At 60.5% G+C, this 17,779-nt stretch carries 13 protein-coding genes; 3 read left to right on the top strand and 10 right to left on the bottom strand.

The features are described 5' to 3' along the window. Positions 1 to 123: 123 nt before the first annotated feature. The 7 genes from KW849_RS03240 to KW849_RS03210 form a co-directional block, all read right to left on the bottom strand. Entirely contained in the window at positions 124 to 885 is a 762-nt protein-coding gene (locus KW849_RS03240) for a TenA family transcriptional regulator (protein ID WP_256357024.1), read from the bottom strand. Positions 886 to 961: 76 nt separating this feature from the next. Further along, entirely contained in the window at positions 962 to 3,421 is a 2,460-nt protein-coding gene (locus KW849_RS03235) for an EAL domain-containing protein (protein ID WP_218427584.1), read from the bottom strand. 171 nt (positions 3,422 to 3,592) lie between these two features. Further along, the gene (locus tag KW849_RS03230) at positions 3,593 to 5,410 is read right to left on the bottom strand and encodes an ABC transporter ATP-binding protein (protein WP_218427582.1); all 1,818 of its coding nucleotides are present in this window, start codon (positions 5,408 to 5,410) and stop codon (positions 3,593 to 3,595) included. Beyond that, a complete protein-coding gene (locus tag KW849_RS03225; RefSeq protein ID WP_218427883.1) occupies positions 5,403 to 6,005 on the bottom strand; it encodes a DsbA family protein in 603 nt (200 codons plus the stop codon). Before KW849_RS03225 ends, KW849_RS03230 begins: the two co-directional genes overlap by 8 nt. A 36-nt stretch (positions 6,006 to 6,041) precedes the next feature. Continuing rightward, positions 6,042 to 6,983: a rhodanese-related sulfurtransferase gene (locus tag KW849_RS03220; RefSeq protein WP_115947235.1), complete on the bottom strand. Its 942-nt coding sequence runs from the start codon at positions 6,981 to 6,983 to the stop codon at positions 6,042 to 6,044. Between the two features lie 171 nt (positions 6,984 to 7,154). After that, complete coding sequence (locus KW849_RS03215) at positions 7,155 to 7,454, bottom strand: BolA family transcriptional regulator (RefSeq protein ID WP_218427580.1); 300 nt, start codon at positions 7,452 to 7,454, stop codon at positions 7,155 to 7,157. A 12-nt stretch (positions 7,455 to 7,466) separates the two neighbouring features. Continuing rightward, on the bottom strand, positions 7,467 to 7,991 hold the full coding sequence (locus tag KW849_RS03210) for a DUF2059 domain-containing protein (protein ID WP_108215400.1): 525 nt from the start codon (positions 7,989 to 7,991) through the stop codon (positions 7,467 to 7,469). Positions 7,992 to 8,183: 192 nt separating this feature from the next. On the opposite strand from KW849_RS03210, the gene KW849_RS03205 reads away from it, so the two are divergent. Further along, a complete protein-coding gene (locus KW849_RS03205) occupies positions 8,184 to 9,578 on the top strand; it encodes a class II fumarate hydratase (RefSeq protein WP_218427578.1) in 1,395 nt (464 codons plus the stop codon). A gap of 97 nt (positions 9,579 to 9,675) precedes the next feature. On the opposite strand, the gene KW849_RS03200 is transcribed toward KW849_RS03205, so the two are convergent. The 3 genes from KW849_RS03200 to pap all read right to left on the bottom strand — a co-directional run bounded on the left by KW849_RS03200 (position 9,676) and on the right by pap (position 13,703). Next, positions 9,676 to 10,629, bottom strand: coding sequence for a DMT family transporter (locus KW849_RS03200; protein WP_218427575.1), 954 nt, complete (start codon positions 10,627 to 10,629; stop codon positions 9,676 to 9,678). 263 nt (positions 10,630 to 10,892) lie between these two features. After that, positions 10,893 to 12,077 (bottom strand): thiolase family protein, encoded by a 1,185-nt coding sequence (locus tag KW849_RS03195; RefSeq protein ID WP_218427573.1) that lies wholly within the window; start codon positions 12,075 to 12,077, stop codon positions 10,893 to 10,895. Between the two features lie 102 nt (positions 12,078 to 12,179). After that, positions 12,180 to 13,703, bottom strand: a complete 1,524-nt coding sequence (gene pap / locus KW849_RS03190; protein WP_218427570.1) for a polyphosphate:AMP phosphotransferase — start codon at positions 13,701 to 13,703, stop codon at positions 12,180 to 12,182. 153 nt (positions 13,704 to 13,856) lie between these two features. On the opposite strand from pap, the gene mnmC reads away from it, so the two are divergent. Together mnmC and KW849_RS03180 are read left to right on the top strand one after the other, a co-directional pair. Continuing rightward, positions 13,857 to 15,836 (top strand): bifunctional tRNA (5-methylaminomethyl-2-thiouridine)(34)-methyltransferase MnmD/FAD-dependent 5-carboxymethylaminomethyl-2-thiouridine(34) oxidoreductase MnmC, encoded by a 1,980-nt coding sequence (gene mnmC, locus KW849_RS03185; RefSeq protein WP_218427568.1) that lies wholly within the window; start codon positions 13,857 to 13,859, stop codon positions 15,834 to 15,836. 170 nt (positions 15,837 to 16,006) lie between these two features. Then, entirely contained in the window at positions 16,007 to 17,779 is a 1,773-nt protein-coding gene (locus KW849_RS03180; protein WP_218427566.1) for an N-acetylglutaminylglutamine amidotransferase, read from the top strand.

Here is a 17,779-nt window from a genome sequence, read left to right as displayed (position 1 = left end):
TGGGCTGCGAAGCAGCCCCAAAATGTCCGATGTTTCGAAGATCTTGTGAGTGCTGCGCACTCAAACGGGGGCAAGCCCCCTCGCCACAGCTCGCTCCCACAGTTTTTTCAAGCAGCGATTGAATCAGCCTTCAGCCAGTGCCATCCGCTCACGCGCGACTGGCGCTCTTTCTGCGTGCTCCAACTGCATGCAACACTCGAGAAACAGGTACATGTAGTCGTAGCTCTTGCACACAGCCTGGCGCAACTCCACCTGCAGGGATTTGCTCGGGTTGGTGCCCGCCAATGTGCAGATGATTTCCAGGGCTTCCCATGGATGGGCATCGTCGTACTGGGCATGCATCTTCAGCCACTTCATCGCCCGCTTGCGATCTTCCTCTGGGAACGAGGCGGCGTAGATACCGCTGGAACAAACGATCGCCGACCATTCCCCGGTCGCCCCTTCGATGGCGTAGTTGGTAGCGGCAATCGCAACGATCAGCGAGTCGGCTGAACTGGTGTGCCAGCACCAATGGCTCAAGGCGTGAAGCTCCGGTGCAACCTGCTGTGCCTGCAGGTCTTCCAGGCTGACGCCGTGCGCGCGGCTCCAGTGCACCCAGTAATCGGCGTGGTTCAATTCGACGCGGATATTACGCATCAGCCAGCGACGGGCCATGTCTTCGCCGGGATGGCGGGCAAAGCGTGTCTTGGTGAGGTTTTGTGCCATATACAACGCGAACTGTTCGACCACAGGCCAGCCACCGATCAGGTATTGGCGCATGGTCTTTGCACTGAGTTTGTTGTCTCGCATGCGTTGATACAGTTCGTGTTCGACAACCCGGCGCTTGCTCTCGCTGCAATCCTGGATCAGGCGCTGGGCCCAGGCGGGGTAACTTGCAGCTTCCATGAGCGGTCCGGTTCGGTTGAATGTGTCGATCACTGTCGAGCTCCTTTTGATTGTGATTGTAAGACCGGCAGGAGTTTCAACGGAACGTGCCAGGGGCCTTGAACAACAGCGGCCGAGGCCTGGCGGGACGTCTTAACAGGCTATCAAAGGTAAACAAATGCGGGCGTTCAATCACATACCCTTGAGCGTAATCCACCCCGATCTCCAGCAATGCCTGCTCGATCTGGGGCGTTTCGACAAACTCGGCAATCGTGCGCTTACCCATGACATGACCGATGTGATTGATCACTTCGACCATGGCGCGGTTAATCGGGTCGTCCAGCATATCCTTTACGAAACTCCCATCGATCTTCAGGAAGTCTACAGGCAAATGTTTCAGGTACGCGAATGAGGACATTCCGGCACAAAAATCATCCAGTGAAAAATAGCATCCTAAGCCTTTGAGTTCATTAATGAATCGAATGGCGCTGCCAAGATTTGAAATAGCACTGGTCTCAGTAATTTCAAAACAAATCATTTCAGGCGGAATCGAATACGTCACAAACTGTTCGCGCAGGAAGTCCAGGAACGCCTCATCCCCGATGGTCGTGCCTGACAGATTGATCGCACACATGGCCAGCGGCCCACGGTGTGGCTCGGCCCGGCATAGGGCAATGATCTTGAACACGTTCTGCACAACCCAACGATCCAGCGAACTCATCAGGCCATAGCGTTCAGCTGCCGGAATGAAGCTGTTGGGCAAGATCATCCGCCCGGCTTCGTCATGCAATCGCAGCAGAATCTCAATGTGCCCGCCGCCCTGTTCGACATGACCCAAGGGTGCAATTTCCTGGGCATACAGGCAGAAGCGATCCTCCTCCAGCGCCATGTGCAAACGCTGCACCCAGGCCATTTCGCCGAAGCGCAGGGACAATTCCGAGTCATCCGGATGATAGACCTGGACCCGGTTCCGGCCCTTTTCCTTAGCCATGTAGCACGCCATGTCGGCAGCACGCAGCGAGGCTTCGAGCGTCGTCGGATTCTGTGCAACATGAACCAGCCCGATACTGACAGTGGTCACGAAAGGCCGGCCCTTCCAGACAAAATGCAGATTCTGCACAGTCTGACGCAGGCTCTCGGCAATTTTCTCCGCCGCTTCCGGTGCGCAGTTTTCCAGCAGGATACCGAACTCGTCGCCGCCAAGGCGCGCCAGGGTATCGCCTTCGCGCAACCCGGATTGCAACAAGGCACAGATATGCCGCAACAGTTCGTCGCCCGCCGCGTGACCGCAGGTATCGTTGACCAGCTTGAACTGATCCAGATCGAGGAACATCAGGGCATGGCGACCCGAATGGCGGGTCAGGTTGTGCAGCGCCTGTTCCAGGCGATATTCGAATTCGCGGCGGTTGGCAAGCCCGGTCAAGGCGTCGTGGGTCGCCTGCCACGACAGATTGGCGATGTATTGCCGCTCCTGGGTCATGTCATGCAGCACCAGCACCGTTCCGCTGACTTTGCCGGCATTGCGGATCGGAGCACCCACCAGCGTGACCGACACCGTGCTGCCGTCCAGGCGTTGAATCAACTTGGAGTGCTCACTGCCACCACTGAGTTGGCCGCTCAGAATATGCTCGATCAGGGTGAAACCGTCGGTCTGTGCATTTTCATCCAGCAGGTTGAACAGCGCCGCCAGCGGCAACCCTGTCGCCTGCTCGGCCTTCCAGTGGGTCAATGCCTCGGCCGCCGGATTCATGTAGGCAATCGCACCGGAAACATCCGTAGTGATCACGCCGTCGCCAATCGATTGCAGAGTGATCTGCGCCCGTTCTTTCTCCAGTTGCAGCGCATCGGCGAAGGCATGGCGCTGCTTGAGCAGTTTATGGGTACGCATCAAGGCCAATGCAATCAAGCCCAGGGCGGTGGCGAGGTTGATCACCAGCAACAGTCGCAGGATCATCCGCGAGCCTTCGCCCAAGGCATCGCTGAAGGCCTTCGCCGCCGGTGTCACACTTTCGTTGATGACGAATATCTGATCCTTCCAGCGTTTGATATCGGCATCGGTGGCCTGTCTGGTGGTGATGCGCTGATGCATCTCCCGCGCAATGGCATCGAGTTGCACCAGATACGCGTCGCCCACCATCCAAAGGTCGATGGCTTTCTCGTGGTAACTGAAGTGCCGGAAATTCAGGTACAGCCAGATCACACTGGTGATGTCATCCGGATGGTTGCCGCCCTTGAGGATCGCCACACGTGCGGCCTCGATGTTCGGCGGCCGATGATCCAGCGCCACACGCAACTCATGCCCACCCTGAGGCACGGAAATGGCGTTCTGGTATTTATGAAAAATCGCTTCGTCGCCGTTGTCGGCGTAGAGATTGAGGTAGTAGATGGCGTCTTTCTGGCCCTTGGACCACAGGCTCTCACCGGCGACATAACCACGAACAGCCGACAGTACATAAAGGCTGACACCGCCCAAGAGGGCCTGAAACACCACAACGGCGATAAATGGCCAGACGATGCCCAACAGCCGTGGCGTTCCGAGAGTCCGCTTTTGATTCATGAGGTCCCTTACATTAGAGCTGCTCGATTGTCGTCCGGACGAAAATCGCTACAGCTAGACTAGGGTGCGATCCCGGTCCCGGCAAGCGACAAGCTTTGCCCGGGGGGAACATCGCGGCCGCTGAATTCGGTCGCGATCATGTTTTTTTTATCGTATTGAATTGGCAGCTTGCTACAACTGCTGCAAATGCCCATACAGCTTGGCGTATAAACCACCGTCGGCGATCAGTTGCTGGTGGTCGCCGTCCTCGGCAATTTGCCCGCCGTCGAACACCAGCACACGATCGGCTTGTTTTACCGCCGAAAGACGGTGGGCAATGATCAGTGTGGTGCGGTTGCTCAGGAACCGCGCCAGTGCCTGGTGCAGGTTGTATTCGGTGGCGGCATCGAGCGCGGAGGTGGCTTCGTCGAGGATCACCACCTTGGGCTCGGCCAAGACCATCCGGGCGATGGCCAGGCGCTGGCGCTGCCCGCCGGACAAACGCACGCCGGAGCGCCCGACGATGCTGTCCAGGCCATTGGGCAAATCCCGGACCGTAGCGTGCAACTGGGCGATTTCCAGTGCCTGCCAGCAGGCCTCGTCACTGCGTTCGCGGCCCATGGTCAGGTTGGCGCGGATGGTGTCGTTGAACAGCGCCGGATGTTGCAAGACCACGGCGACATTTTCCCGCACGGTTTCCAGGCCGATCTCTTGCTGGGTTGAACCACCGAAGCGAATGGTGCCGGCCAACGGCGTATACAAGCCCAGCAGCAGTTGAACCAGCGTGCTCTTGCCGCCACCACTGGCACCGACGATCGCGACCTTTTCACCGGGGGCGATGGACAGGTTCATCTGGTTCAAGACCAGTTCATCACCGTAGCCGAAACTCAACCCCTGTACTTCCAACCCGACCGTCTCGCGACCACTGAACGGGTCGACTCCACCTGAGTACTCGGGCTCATCGTCACGGGACAGCAGTTCGTTGATCCGCGACAGCGCACCATCGGCTGCGTAGTAGGCATATTGCAGGTTCAGCAGTTGTTCCACCGGACCGATCATGAACCACAGGTAGCTGAACACCGCGAGCATCTGGCCGATTGAAAGGTCGGAAAACAGTACGGTGAGCATCGCCGCGGCACGGAAAATATCGATGCCGAACTGGAACAGCAAGCCGCTGGCGCGGTTCGACGCATCGGTTTTCCATTGTGAGTTCACCGCGTAGTCGCGCACGTCCCGGGCGCGCTGCCCCAAGCGACCAAGGAAAAACCCCTGGCGGTTACCGGCGCGAACTTCCTGGATCGCATCCAGGGTTTCGGTCAAGGCCTGGGTGAAGCGCGAAGTGCTGTCGTTCTCGAGTTTCTTCAGGTGCTTGACCCGCTTGCCCAATTGCACCGTGGCGTAGATCACCAGGGGGTTGAACAGCAGGATCAGCAGCGCGAGTTTCCAGTGCATCCACATCAGGATGGAGGCGGTGCCCACCAGCGTCAGCATGGCCACGAGGAAACGGCTGAGGGTTTCACCGACGAATTTGTCCAGGGTGTCCAGGTCGGTGACCAGATGCGTGGTCACCGAGCCGCTGCCCAGGCTTTCGTATTCACCCAGCGAGATACGCTTGAGCCGTTCGATCAGGCGTATGCGAATGCGATAGACGATGTCCTTGGCCAGCCCGGCGAACAATTTCGCCTGCACTACGTTGAACATCAACGCCGCGCAGCGCAGGGTCAGGGTCACCAGCAGCATCAGTGCGATGTAGCCCGCGGCTTTCTGCCAGCCGTCGGGCAGCGCGAGGTTCATGACCTTCAGCGCTGCATCACCGTGCCCCAGCAACACCTCGTCCACCAGCAATGGCAGGAGCAAGGGAATCGGCACGCTGCACAAGGTCGCCAGCACGGCCACGCCGTTGGCGATCCACAGGGATTTCTTGTGATGCAGGGCCAGGCGGCGGATTTCCGCCCAGCTCAGACGGTCGACACGTTTAGCGGGTGCAACATCATCGGGCAGGTCATGCACAGGCAGCACGCTCCAGCCAGCGGCCGAGCAGCGCAGACAACTCGCTCAATGGCTGATAGCCGTTGGTCAACAGCGCCAGTTGGCCGTTACGCTCAGCCAGCAGGGTGGGGAAACCGGCAATGCCCAGGTCCTGGACCCAGGTGAAATCAGCTGCCGTCGCGGTGTGCATATCGGCGCGGTCAAACGCAGCGGCGAATTCGATGCGCGGCAGACCGGCCTGTTCGGCCAGTTCCACCAGAACGCTGGCGCGGGTGACGTCGCGTCCTTCGGCATAAAATGCGTGCTGAATCAGCCCGAGCAGTTTCCAGGCACAATCCGGCGCCAGTGTGCGCGCCGTCACCAGTGCCCGACAGGCAGGCTCGGTGTCGTAGACAAAGCCATCGGGTAACGCGCCGTCAAGCTTGAAGGGCTGGCCGGTGGCCTCGGTGACCGCCTGCCAGTGCTCAAGGATATAGCGCCGGGTACTGGGCTCCAGCGCGGCACCGCTGCCGGTGCGCAGACCGCCCACAATCAGGTGCACGTCCACGCCTGCGGCTTGCGCCTGCTCGACCAGTGCATTGGCCACCGGAGCAAACCCCCAGCACCAGGAACACATCGGGTCCATCACATAGAGCAGGCGCGCAGACATGGTTCAGGCCTCGGAGGATGCTTGCTTGTAGTTGTAGCCGATCGGGTGAGGCTGGTTTCGAGCCTTGGCCAGCTCGATCTGCTTCTGCCGGTCGATCGCACTGCGACGAGTCTTCTCACTCAGCTTATCCCAGCAATGCGGGCAGCTGATGCCGGCTACGTAATGCTCGGACGCGCGGTCTTCCACGCTCACCGGCGTGCGGCAGGCATGACATTGATCGTAGTCGCCTTCGCTGAGGTCGTGACGAACGGTCACGCGGTTGTCGAACACGAAGCAGTCGCCCTGCCACTTGGTTTCTTCCTGCGGCACCTCTTCGAGGTACTTGAGGATGCCGCCCTTGAGGTGAAAGACCTCACCGTACCCCTCGCTGAGCATGTAGCTCGAGGCCTTCTCGCAGCGGATGCCACCGGTGCAGAACATCGCGACCTTCTTGTGCACGGCCGGGTCGAAGTTGGCTTTGATGTAATCGGGAAATTCGCGAAAACTGGTGGTTTTCGGGTCGATGGCGCCTTCGAAGGTACCGATCGAGACTTCGTAGTCGTTACGGGTGTCGATCAACAGCACTTCGGGGTCGCTGATCAGCGCGTTCCAGTCCTGCGGATCGACGTAGGTGCCGACCTTTTTGTTCGGGTCCACGCCTTCCACGCCGAGGGTGACGATTTCTTTCTTGAGTTTGACTTTGGTGCGATAGAACGGCTGATCGTCGCAGTACGACTCTTTGTGATCGATGTCGTCCATTCGCGGGTCGTTCTTGAGCCAGGCCATCAGCCCGTCGATGCCTTCGCGGCTGCCGGACACGGTGCCGTTGATACCCTCTTCGGCAATCAGCAACGTGCCTTTGATGCCGTTGTCGACCATCGCTTGCAGCAGGGGCTCGCGCAGGGCGACGTAATCTTCCAGTGTGACGAACTTATACAGTGCCGCCACGACAATCTGTTGTGTCATGGGTAAATCTCCAGGTGGCTACCCTCGTAAGGGGTGAACCGGATGCGAAAAAAAACGCGCCGGGTTAGCGGCGCGTTGGGCATTCTAACAAAAAAGATCGCAGCCTGCGGCAGCTCCTACATGGGAATGCGTATTCCTGTAGGAGCTGCCGCAGGCTGCGATCTTTTGAGCTTAATGCTTGCTGCCGCCGGCACAGGTCGGCGAGGCCGGGGCCGCGTCGATCTGTGCCCATTCCTCTGGCGTGTAAGTATGCAGCGCCAACGCATGGAACTCGCCCATCAGCTCGCCGAGCGTGCCGTAGACCTTCTGGTGGCGCTTGACCCGGTTCAGGCCTTCGAACTGCGCGCTGACCACCACAGCCTTGAAATGGGTCTGCAACCCACGGCTGTGCATATGGCTCTCATCCAGCACTTGCAGATGCTCGGGCTGAAGCAGGGCCAGTGTCGATTCGATGCGTTGTTGCATGGTCATACCGAACTCCGCTCAAGGCTTTTTCTTGGCTGGCGCAGCCGCGTCTTTCGGCGTCAGCTCGGCGGTCATGTCAGCCAACAGCTTGTTGACCACCGGCACCGCGCTTTCCAGCTTGGCCTGGGTCATCTGGGCCGATTGCTGGGTCAGCTGGGGCATTTTTTCCAGGACTTTCTTGCCCAGTGGCGACTGGTAGAACGCAACCAGGTCCTTGAGCTCGGACTCGGTGAAGTTGGTGGTGTAGAGCTTGATCATGTCCGGCTTGAGCTTGTTCCAGCCAATGGCCTGGTCCAGAGCGGCGTTGGCCTTGGCCTGGTAAGTTTCCAGCACGGCTTTTTTCGACTCAGGGGCTTTGGTCTGTTCGAAACGCTGGGCAAACATCTGCTGTACTTGCATGTACACCGGGGTGCCCAGTTTGTCAGCGTGCGCCATGGTCAGGAAAGCCTCGGCACTGGCGTTATGGCTGGCGGTGTCGGCAAGAACCTGGCCGCTGGCGCAGACCAAAGCAACGGCGGTACAGATGGCACGAAGACGAGTCATCGAGTTTCCTTATCTAGCTGGCGAGGTAAGACCCCAAGGGCGTCCATTCTGCGCCTAAAAAAGTCTGTCGCTCAACCCCAAGCCTTGTCGTGCCTGATTTAGAGGGCTTCAATGGTTGAAATCGAGACAGATGGAACCCCGGCCGTCGATCACGGCCTAAACTGCGCAATCGGACCTACAGGAGTGAGCAAGATGAGCCGTATCGAAACCGACAGCCTCGGCGAGGTTGAAGTCCCGGATGAAGCCTACTGGGGCGCTCAGACGCAACGCTCGCTGATCAACTTCGCCATTGGCAACGAACGCATGCCGCTGGCGGTGTTGCATGCCCTGGCGCTGATCAAGAAAGCCGCGGCACGGGTCAACGATCGCAACGGCGACGTGCCCGCCGACATCGCCCGCCTGATCGAGCAGGCAGCCGACGAAGTGCTCGGCGGCGACCACGACGACCAGTTTCCGCTGGTGGTCTGGCAAACCGGCAGTGGCACCCAGAGCAATATGAACGTCAACGAAGTGATCGCCGGTCGCGCCAACGAGCTGGCAGGCAACCCGCGCGGCGGCAAGTCCCCGGTGCACCCCAACGATCACGTCAATCGCTCCCAGAGTTCCAACGACTGCTTCCCCACCGCCATGCACATCGCCGCCGTCCAGGCCGTGCAACAGCACTTGCTGCCGGCGATCAGCGAACTGTCCGGCGGGCTGGCCGAGCTGGCCGCCCGCCATATGAAACTGGTCAAGACCGGCCGCACCCACATGATGGATGCGACTCCGATCAGCTTCGGTCAGGAAATCTCGGCCTTCATCGCGCAACTCGATTACGCCGAGCGGGCGATCCGCAGCGCACTGCCCGCGGTCTGTGAGCTGGCCCAGGGCGGAACGGCCGTCGGCACCGGGCTCAATTCACCCCACGGCTTCGGTGAGGCCATCGCCGCAGAATTGGCCGCCCTCTCCGGCTTGCCGTTTATCACCGCACCGAACAAGTTCGCCGCACTGGCCGGCCATGAGCCGCTGACCACGCTATCCGGCGCGCTGAAAACCCTTGCCGTGACCCTGATGAAGATCGCCAACGATCTGCGCCTGCTGGGTTCCGGTCCGCGCGCCGGCTTCGCCGAAGTCAAGCTGCCGGCCAATGAACCGGGTAGTTCGATCATGCCAGGCAAGGTCAACCCGACCCAGTGCGAAGCCTTGTCGATGCTGGCCTGCCAGGTGCTGGGCAACGACGTCGCCATCGGCTTTGCCGCCAGTCAGGGCCACTTGCAGCTGAACGTGTTCAAACCGGTGATCATCCACAACCTGCTGCAATCGATCCGTTTGCTGGGTGATGGCTGCAGCAACTTTCAGCAGCACTGCGTGGCCGGTCTGGAGCCGGATGCGCAAAAGATGGCTGAACACCTGGAACGAGGCCTGATGCTGGTGACGGCGCTCAACCCGCACATTGGCTATGACAAATCGGCGAAGATTGCCAAAAAGGCCTACAGCGAAGGGCTGACCTTGCGCGAGGCGGCGTTGCAGCTTGGATACCTGACCGATGAAGAGTTCGATGCTTGGGTGAGGCCGGAGAATATGCTGGAGGCCGGGGCCAAGGGCTGAGACTTGCAGTGAAGCGAAAAGATCGCAGCCTGCGGCAGCTCCTACGGGAATACGCGTTTACACGTAGGAGCTGCCGCAGGCTGCGATCTTTTGATCTTCAGGCCACCCGCATCTTCCTTGCCTTGAGCCCGGCAATCAACGAAGGCCCCAACGCCACCAGCGCCGACCCCAGCACCACCAGCACCGCGCCGCCATATCCCAGACCATTGATCGTCTCTGCATGCACGTAGTCGGGCCACAGCCACGCAGCCATGGCAACCGCCACAAAGGTCACCAGCGGCGTGATGGCCAGCGTTGCGCTGACTCGGGAGGCTTCCCAATGGGCCAGGGCCTCGGCAAACGCGCCATAGGCAATCAGGGTGTTGAGGCAGCACGCCAGCAGCAACCAACCCTGCAACGGGTTCAATTGCAACGCTTCGAGCGGATGCACCCACGGCGTCAACAGCAGCGCGCAAAACAGGTAGATCACCATCATCACCTGCAGCGAATTCCACACCGTCAGCAATTGCTTCTGCCCCAGGGCATAGAAGGTCCAGACCGTGGACGCCAACAGCACCAGCAGCACGCCGGCGGTGTAGTCGGTCAGCGACGTGAGCAACTCACTCAAGCGCTGGTTGAAAAACAGCGCAAAACCGATCAGCAGCACCAGCAGGCCAATCCCCTGCCCCAGGCTGAAACGCTCCTTGAACACAAACAGACTGGCGATCAGCAGCATGATCGGGCCCATCTGCACCACCAGTTGCGCCGTGCCAGGGCTGAGCAGGTTCAGGCCCATCAGATACAGCACATAGTTACCGACCAGGCCGAGCACCGCCATCAGTACCAGCCAGCCACCGCGAGGACCGAGCACTTTGCGGCTGGGCAGACGCCTGGTGGTCGCCAGATAAATGAACAGGCAGCCGCCAGACACCAACAGGCGAAACCAGGTCACCGTCACCGGGTCCATCACCAGCAGCACTTGCTTGAGCTTGATCGGCAGGATTCCCCACAACAACGCGGTCAACAAGGCCAGGAACAGACCGTAACCCCAGCGACCCGATGAAATGTGCATGTGAACCCCAACGCCAACTGACAGGAGCCGTCATTCTAGGCTCGCAGCGATGGCGTACACAGGCACAGTTTCGGACTGGCCGCGAATGAAACTGTGCGGGTCGTAATCTTTGGGAGACTTTTTAAAACCGAGGTGCGCCCATCGCGAGCAGGCTCGCTCCCACAGGTTTTGTGGCGTACACAACATTTGTGATCGCAGCTGAACACTGTGGGAGCGAGCCTGCTCGCGATGGCTATCTAACTGACAACGAAAAATATCGAGGCTTAACGCACCGCCTCAAACAACCCCGTAGCCCCCATCCCGCCCCCCACGCACATGGTGACGATGCCGTAACGCAGACTGCGTCGCTGCAATTCACGAACCAGATGCCCGACCTGACGCGAACCGGTCATGCCGAACGGGTGACCGATGGAAATCGAGCCACCATTGACGTTGTACCGGGCGTTGTCGATTGCCAGTCGGTTGCGGCTGTACAGGCACTGCGAGGCGAAGGCTTCGTTGAGTTCCCACAGGTCGATGTCGTCAATCTGCAAGCCTTTGGCCTTGAGCAGTTTCGGTACCGAAAACACCGGGCCGATGCCCATCTCGTCCGGCGCGCAACCGGCCACGGTAAAACCGCGAAAGAACGCTTTCGGCTTGAGCCCCAGTTCCAGCGCTTTTTCCAGGCTCATCACCAGGGTCATTGACGCGCCGTCAGACAGTTGCGACGAGTTGCCGGCTGTGACCGAGCCATCTTCGGCGAACACCGGTTTCAACCCGGACAGACTTTCCAGGGTGGTGTCCGGGCGGTTGCAGTCATCACGATCAACGACACCGTCGACGATCTGCACCTGACCGGTGCTTTTGTCTTCGACGCGATACTTCACCGCCATCGGCACGATTTCATCAGAGAACAGCCCGGCGGCCTGCGCCTCTGCGGTACGCTGCTGGCTTTGCAGCGCATACAGGTCCTGCTCTTCACGGCTGACGCTGTACCGACGCGCAACAATTTCAGCGGTCTGGCCCATCGGGAAGTAGATGCCCGGCACCTGCTCCTTGAGCAGCGGGTTGATCAGGTTGTCGGTGTTGACGCTCTTCATCGTCAGACTGATGGACTCGACACCGCCGGCGACGATGATGTCGCTGCAACCCGAAGCGATCTGGTTGGCGGCAATGGCGATCGCCTGCAAGCCCGAGGAACAGAAGCGGTTGAGGGTCATGCCGGCCGTGCCGATGCCCAGGCGCGACAGCACCGCGACATTGCGACCGATATTGAAACCCTGGGCGCCTTCGTTGGAACCGGCGCCAACGATGCAGTCCTCGACGCTCGCCGGATCGATACCGGAGCGCGCCAACAGTGCATCGACACAGTGTGCCGCCATGTCGTCCGGGCGGGTCATGTTGAATTTACCGCGAAAGGATTTGGCCAGGCCGGTCCGCACGCTGTCGACGATCACCACTTCACGCATGACATACCTCATTGTTGTTATCGGTTGAGAGTGGACCGAGCATAAGTCCAGCTCTTCACCGACCGCGACAATCATTCACCTCGCGTATGCGTAACCATCGCTTCAATCCTTGTCCTTACGTTTCTTGTTCTCACGCCGGTCGGATTTTTCGAAAGCCTCCTCCAGTGCGCGATTGATGGTGCGCAAGACTTTGACCCGTGCCCAGCGCTTGTCGTTGGCTTCCACCAGGGTCCATGGCGCAATCTCGGTGCTGGTACGGTCGACCATGTCGCCAACCGCCGCGCGATAATCATCCCACTTTTCACGGTTGCGCCAGTCATCGTCAGTGATCTTGAAGCGTTTGAAGGGAATCTTTTCGCGCTCCTCGAAGCGCTCCAGTTGCGTCTGTTTGTCGATGGACAGCCAGAACTTGACCACGATCACCCCGGCGTCGGTGAGCTGCTCTTCGAAATCGTTGATTTCACCATAGGCCCGCAGCCAGTCCGCCGGGCTGCAAAAACCTTCGATGCGCTCCACCAACACCCGGCCATACCAGGAGCGGTCGAACACTGTGAACTTGCCCCGGGCCGGCAGGTGCCGCCAGAAGCGCCACAGATAGGGCTGCGCCCGTTCTTCTTCGGTGGGCGCGGCAATCGGCACGATGCTGTACTGGCGCGGATCAAGCGCCGCCGCCACCCGACGGATCGCCCCGCCCTTGCCCGCCGCGTCGTTGCCCTCGAACACCGCCACCAGTGCATGGCGGCGCATGCGCTTGTCGCGCATCAACCCGGAAAACCGCGCCTGCTCGGTGATCAGCTGTTCTTCGTAATCCTCCTTGTCCAGGTTCAGGGTCAGGTCCAGGCTGTCGAGCAGGTTCACTTGATCGACGCTGGGGAACACTGGCGCGGCGCTGACCTTTTCCGGGTGGATCGTCGGCCGCTGCAATGCGCCGTGCAGGCCCGCCAGCAGAATCCGCCCCACGGCCAGACTGCGATAGTGCGCATCCGCCCCGGCGATCACATGCCACGGCGCATAGTCACGGCTGGTGCGCCGCAGCACCCGCTCACCATATTTCACGAACCTGTCGTAGGTTTGCGACTGCTGCCAGTCCAGCGGGCTGATGCGCCAGCTGTGCAGCGGGTCGTCGGCCAGCGCCTTGAGTCGCGCCTTCATTTGCTTCTTGGAGAGGTGAAACCAGAACTTGAAGATCAGTGCACCTTCATCGCAGAGCATCTTCTCCAGGCGCTCGGCGCCGTTGATCGCCTGGTCGAGGCGCGGATCCTTGAACTCGCCATGGACCCGCCCCTGCAGCATCTGGCTGTACCAGTTACCGAAGAAAATCCCCATGCGCCCCTTGGCCGGCAGCATCCGCCAGTACCGCCAGGCCGGTGGTCGCGCCAGCTCTTCGTCAGTTTGCTGATCGAACGTGCGAACCTCGATCAGACGCGGATCCATCCATTCGTTGAGCACCTTGATCGTCTCGCCCTTGCCCGCACCTTCGATGCCATTGATCAAAATGATCACCGGAAAGCGGCGTTGCTGCTGCAGTTCGAATTGCGCTTCGAGCAACGCTTCGCGCAGGGCCGGGACTTCGGCGTCATAGGTGTCTTTGTCGATGGCGTGACCGATTTCAGCGGATTCAAACATGAGCGGCTCCCTTCCGGATGTGAGCAAGACTAGCGGATTGAACTGAAGGCCAGCAGGGATTTTCCCAGCCCTGACCAATGCATGCCTTGCCACGGATCAAGCACCACGCCGTCGATCGGCTAGAATGGCGACCTTGCCGTTGCCGAGCCTGCCATGAAACCTGAATTGCCCCACGCCCAGCTCGACTGGGACGACCAAGGTCGCCCCTATTCGCGAGTGTTCGACGATGTGTATTTTTCCGACCAGTCGGGGCTGGACGAAACCCGCTATGTGTTTATCGAGCAGAACCGCTTGGCGGAGCGCTTCGCTGCCTTGCCGGAGGGCGCACGTCTGGTCATCGGTGAAACGGGCTTTGGCACGGGACTGAATTTTCTGTGTGCCTGGCAGGTGTTCGAACAACACGCGGCGGCCGGAGCGCGGCTGCATTTTGTCAGCGTCGAAAAGTACCCGTTGAGCCCGGCCGACTTGCAACGTGCCCTGGCGCTGTGGCCCGAACTCAAGGTGTTTGCCGATCAATTGCTGGCGCAGTACGTGGCGATCCATCAGGGTTTTCAGCGCCTGACGCTGGATAACGGTCGCGTGACCCTGACATTGCTGATCGGCGACGCACTGGAACAACTGCCGCAACTCGATGCCCGAATCGACGCCTGGTTCCTCGACGGTTTCGCTCCGGCGAAAAACCCCGACATGTGGACTGCCGAACTGTTTGCCGAACTCGCACGCCTGGCCGCCCCCGGTGCATCCATCAGCACCTTCACCAGCACCGGTTGGGTGCGGCGCCTGCTCAACGCCGCCGGTTTCAAGATGAAACGCACCCCAGGCATCGGCCACAAATGGGAAATCCTGCGCGGCGAGTTCCTCGGCTGGCCCCAGGACGTGCCCGCCCCGGCGCCCGATAAACCCTGGTTTGCCCGCCCGGCTCCACTGACCGGCGAACGCCAGGCACTGGTGATCGGGGCCGGGCTGGCCGGTTGCGCCAGCGCCGCCAGCCTCGCCGCGCGGGGCTGGCAAGTGACATTGCTGGAGCGCCACGAAGATATCGCCCAGGAAGCCTCGGGCAACCCTCAGGGCGTGCTGTACCTGAAGTTATCGGCCCATGGCACGGCGCTGTCGCAAATGATTGTCAGCGGGTTCGGTTACACCCGACGGCTACTCGAACATTTGCAACGGGGTCGCGATTGGGACGATTGCGGCGTATTGCAACTGGCCTTCGATGCCAAGGAAGCCGAACGCCAGATGCAATTGGCGCAGGCGTTTGCGGCAGACTTGCTGCACCTGCTGGATCAACCCGAGGCACAGGCCGTGGCCGGTATCGGGTTGGCACAGGGGGGCCTGTTCTATCCCGAAGGCGGCTGGGTTCACCCACCGGCGCTGTGCCAGTGGCAGGCCGCTCATCCGAACGTTCAGGTGCATTTGCATCATGATGTGCTCGAACTGCGCAAGGCCGATGGCCAGTGGCAGGCCTGGGATGGCGAACGCCTGCTCGCCAGCGCCCCCGTGGTGGTGCTCGCCGGCGCAGCCGAAATCCGGCGTTTCCCCGAGAGTGCCGAGTTACCGCTCAAACGCATTCGCGGGCAAATCACCCGCCTGGCGCAAACCCCGCAAAGCCAGGCCCTGAGCACCGTGGTGTGTGCCGAAGGCTATGTCGCCCCTGCACGTTTGGGCGAACACACGCTGGGGGCCAGTTTCGACTTCAAGAGCGATGACCTGACGCCGACCACGGCCGAACACCTGGGCAACCTGGCCATGCTCGAAGAGATTTCCCACGATCTGGTCGAGCGTCTACAGGCCGATAAACTTGCTCCTGAAAGCCTCCAGGGTCGCGCTGCATTTCGTTGCACCAGCCCCGACTACTTGCCAATCGTCGGACCTTTGGCCGACACCCAGGCGTTCACCCAGGCCTATACCGCGCTGGGCAAGGATGCCCGACAAGTGCCGGACGTCGAATGCCCATGGCTTGACGGTTTGTACATCAACAGCGGCCACGGCTCGCGCGGCCTGATCACCGCCCCCTTGTCCGGGGAACTGCTGGCGGCCTGGCTGGACAACGAACCCCTGCCGTTGCCCAGAAGCGTGGCCGAAGCCTGCCATCCCAACCGGTTTGCCCTGCGGCGCCTGATCCGGGGCAAGTAGTCGATACCCTAGCCGAAGTCGCCCTCACGGGGCGATTCGGCCGTGGTCTGTCACGCATATAACTCATCGATCTAAAACTCCCCTTACCGAGGAGGGTCACTTTCTGAGTACCCGCCGTTTTGGCGCGGTATCGATTGACCCTCCCCAACGGAAAAACCGGTAAGGAATTTATGTGCGGATTAGCTGGCGAGTTACGTTTTGATCATCAACCTGCAGACCTTGCAGCCGTTGAACGAATCACCCATCACCTGGCCCCTCGCGGCCCCGACGCTTGGGGTTTTCATAGCCAGGGGCCGGTTGCCCTGGGCCATCGGCGCCTGAAAATCATGGACCTGTCGGACGGCTCGGCGCAGCCGATGATCGACCCGCAACTAGGCTTGTCCTTGGCCTTCAACGGGGCGATCTACAACTTTCCGGAACTGCGCGCGGAACTGGAAAGCCTGGGTTACGCCTTCTATTCCGGTGGCGACACCGAAGTGTTGCTCAAGGGCTATCACGCCTGGGGTGAAGCCTTGCTGCCGAAACTCAACGGCATGTTTGCCTTTGCCGTTTGGGAGCGCGATGCCCAACGCCTGTTCATCGCTCGCGACCGTCTCGGCGTGAAGCCGCTGTACCTGTCGCGCACCGGCCAGCGCCTGCGCTTCGCCTCGGCGCTGCCGGCATTGCTCAAGGGTGGCGACATCAACCCGATCCTCGATCCGGTGGCGCTCAATCACTATCTGAATTTCCACGCCGTGGTCCCGGCACCGCGCACCTTGCTGGCGGGCATTGAAAAACTGCCGCCGGCCACCTGGATGCGCATCGAAGCCGATGGCCGCTCCGAGCAGAAAACCTGGTGGACCCTGCCCTACGGCCCTCACGACGATGAGCAGGACCTGACCCTCGAAGACTGGCGCGACCGTGTGCTCGACAGCACCCGCGAAGCGGTAGCGATTCGTCAGCGTGCGGCGGTGGATGTCGGAGTGCTGCTGTCCGGTGGTGTCGATTCCAGCTTGCTGGTGGGCCTGTTGCGGGAAGTCGGCGTGGACAATCTGTCGACCTTCTCCATCGGCTTCCAGGATGCCGGCGGCGAGCGCGGCGACGAGTTCCAGTATTCGGACCTGATCGCCCGGCACTACGGCACGCAGCACCATCAACTGCGCATCGACGAAAAGGAAATCATCGAACAACTGCCCGCCGCGTTCCGTGCCATGAGCGAGCCGATGGTCAGCCATGACTGCATCGCCTTCTACCTGTTGTCCCGGGAAGTAGCCAAACACTGCAAAGTCGTCCAGAGCGGCCAAGGCGCCGATGAACTGTTCGCCGGTTACCATTGGTATCCGCAAGTGGACGGCGCGAATGATCCATATGCCGCGTACCGCGAAGCGTTTTTCGACCGCAGCTACGACGACTACGCCGCCACCGTGCAACCGAAATGGCTGACCGCGAATGACGCCGCCGGTGACTTCGTCAAAACCCATTTCGCCCAACCCGGTGCCGATGCGGCGGTGGACAAGGCCTTGCGTCTGGACAGCACGGTGATGCTGGTGGACGACCCGGTCAAACGCGTCGACAACATGACCATGGCCTGGGGCCTGGAAGCGCGCACGCCGTTTCTCGACTACCGCCTGGTGGAGCTGTCGGCCCGGATTCCGGGGCGTTTCAAATTGCCGGACGGCGGCAAGCAAGTTCTGAAAGAAGCTGCGCGACAAGTGATTCCCAGTGAAGTGATCGACCGCAAGAAAGGTTACTTCCCGGTGCCGGGCCTCAAGCATTTGCAGGGCGATACGCTGGAGTGGGTGCGCGAGTTGCTGCTCGATCCCAGCCAGGATCGCGGCCTGTTCAATCCCGCGATGCTCGACCTTCTGCTGACTGACCCACAGGGACAACTGACGCCATTGCACGGCTCGAAGCTGTGGCAACTGGCGGCCCTCAACCTGTGGCTCAGCGAACAAGGAATCTGA

The organism is Pseudomonas sp. PDM26, from assembly GCF_019219185.1.
Classification (GTDB): Bacteria; Pseudomonadota; Gammaproteobacteria; order Pseudomonadales; family Pseudomonadaceae; genus Aquipseudomonas.
This window is presented reverse-complemented; position numbering and strand designations above follow the sequence as displayed.

Excerpts from the sequence above, each read along its gene's own strand:
- KW849_RS03240 (WP_256357024.1), bottom strand. The coding sequence starts at position 885 with ATGGAAGCTGCAAGTTACCCCGCCTGGGCCCAGCGCCTGATCCAGGAT.
- KW849_RS03235 (WP_218427584.1), bottom strand. The coding sequence starts at position 3,421 with ATGAATCAAAAGCGGACTCTCGGAACGCCACGGCTGTTGGGCATCGTC.
- KW849_RS03225 (WP_218427883.1), bottom strand. The coding sequence starts at position 6,005 with ATGTGTTCCTGGTGCTGGGGGTTTGCTCCGGTGGCCAATGCACTGGTC.
- KW849_RS03220 (WP_115947235.1), bottom strand. The coding sequence starts at position 6,983 with ATGACACAACAGATTGTCGTGGCGGCACTGTATAAGTTCGTCACACTG.
- KW849_RS03215 (WP_218427580.1), bottom strand. The coding sequence starts at position 7,454 with ATGACCATGCAACAACGCATCGAATCGACACTGGCCCTGCTTCAGCCC.
- KW849_RS03210 (WP_108215400.1), bottom strand. The coding sequence starts at position 7,991 with ATGACTCGTCTTCGTGCCATCTGTACCGCCGTTGCTTTGGTCTGCGCC.
- KW849_RS03205 (WP_218427578.1), top strand. The coding sequence starts at position 8,184 with ATGAGCCGTATCGAAACCGACAGCCTCGGCGAGGTTGAAGTCCCGGAT.
- KW849_RS03200 (WP_218427575.1), bottom strand. The coding sequence starts at position 10,629 with ATGCACATTTCATCGGGTCGCTGGGGTTACGGTCTGTTCCTGGCCTTG.
- KW849_RS03195 (WP_218427573.1), bottom strand. The coding sequence starts at position 12,077 with ATGCGTGAAGTGGTGATCGTCGACAGCGTGCGGACCGGCCTGGCCAAA.
- pap (WP_218427570.1), bottom strand. The coding sequence starts at position 13,703 with ATGTTTGAATCCGCTGAAATCGGTCACGCCATCGACAAAGACACCTAT.
- mnmC (WP_218427568.1), top strand. The coding sequence starts at position 13,857 with ATGAAACCTGAATTGCCCCACGCCCAGCTCGACTGGGACGACCAAGGT.
- KW849_RS03180 (WP_218427566.1), top strand. The coding sequence starts at position 16,007 with ATGTGCGGATTAGCTGGCGAGTTACGTTTTGATCATCAACCTGCAGAC.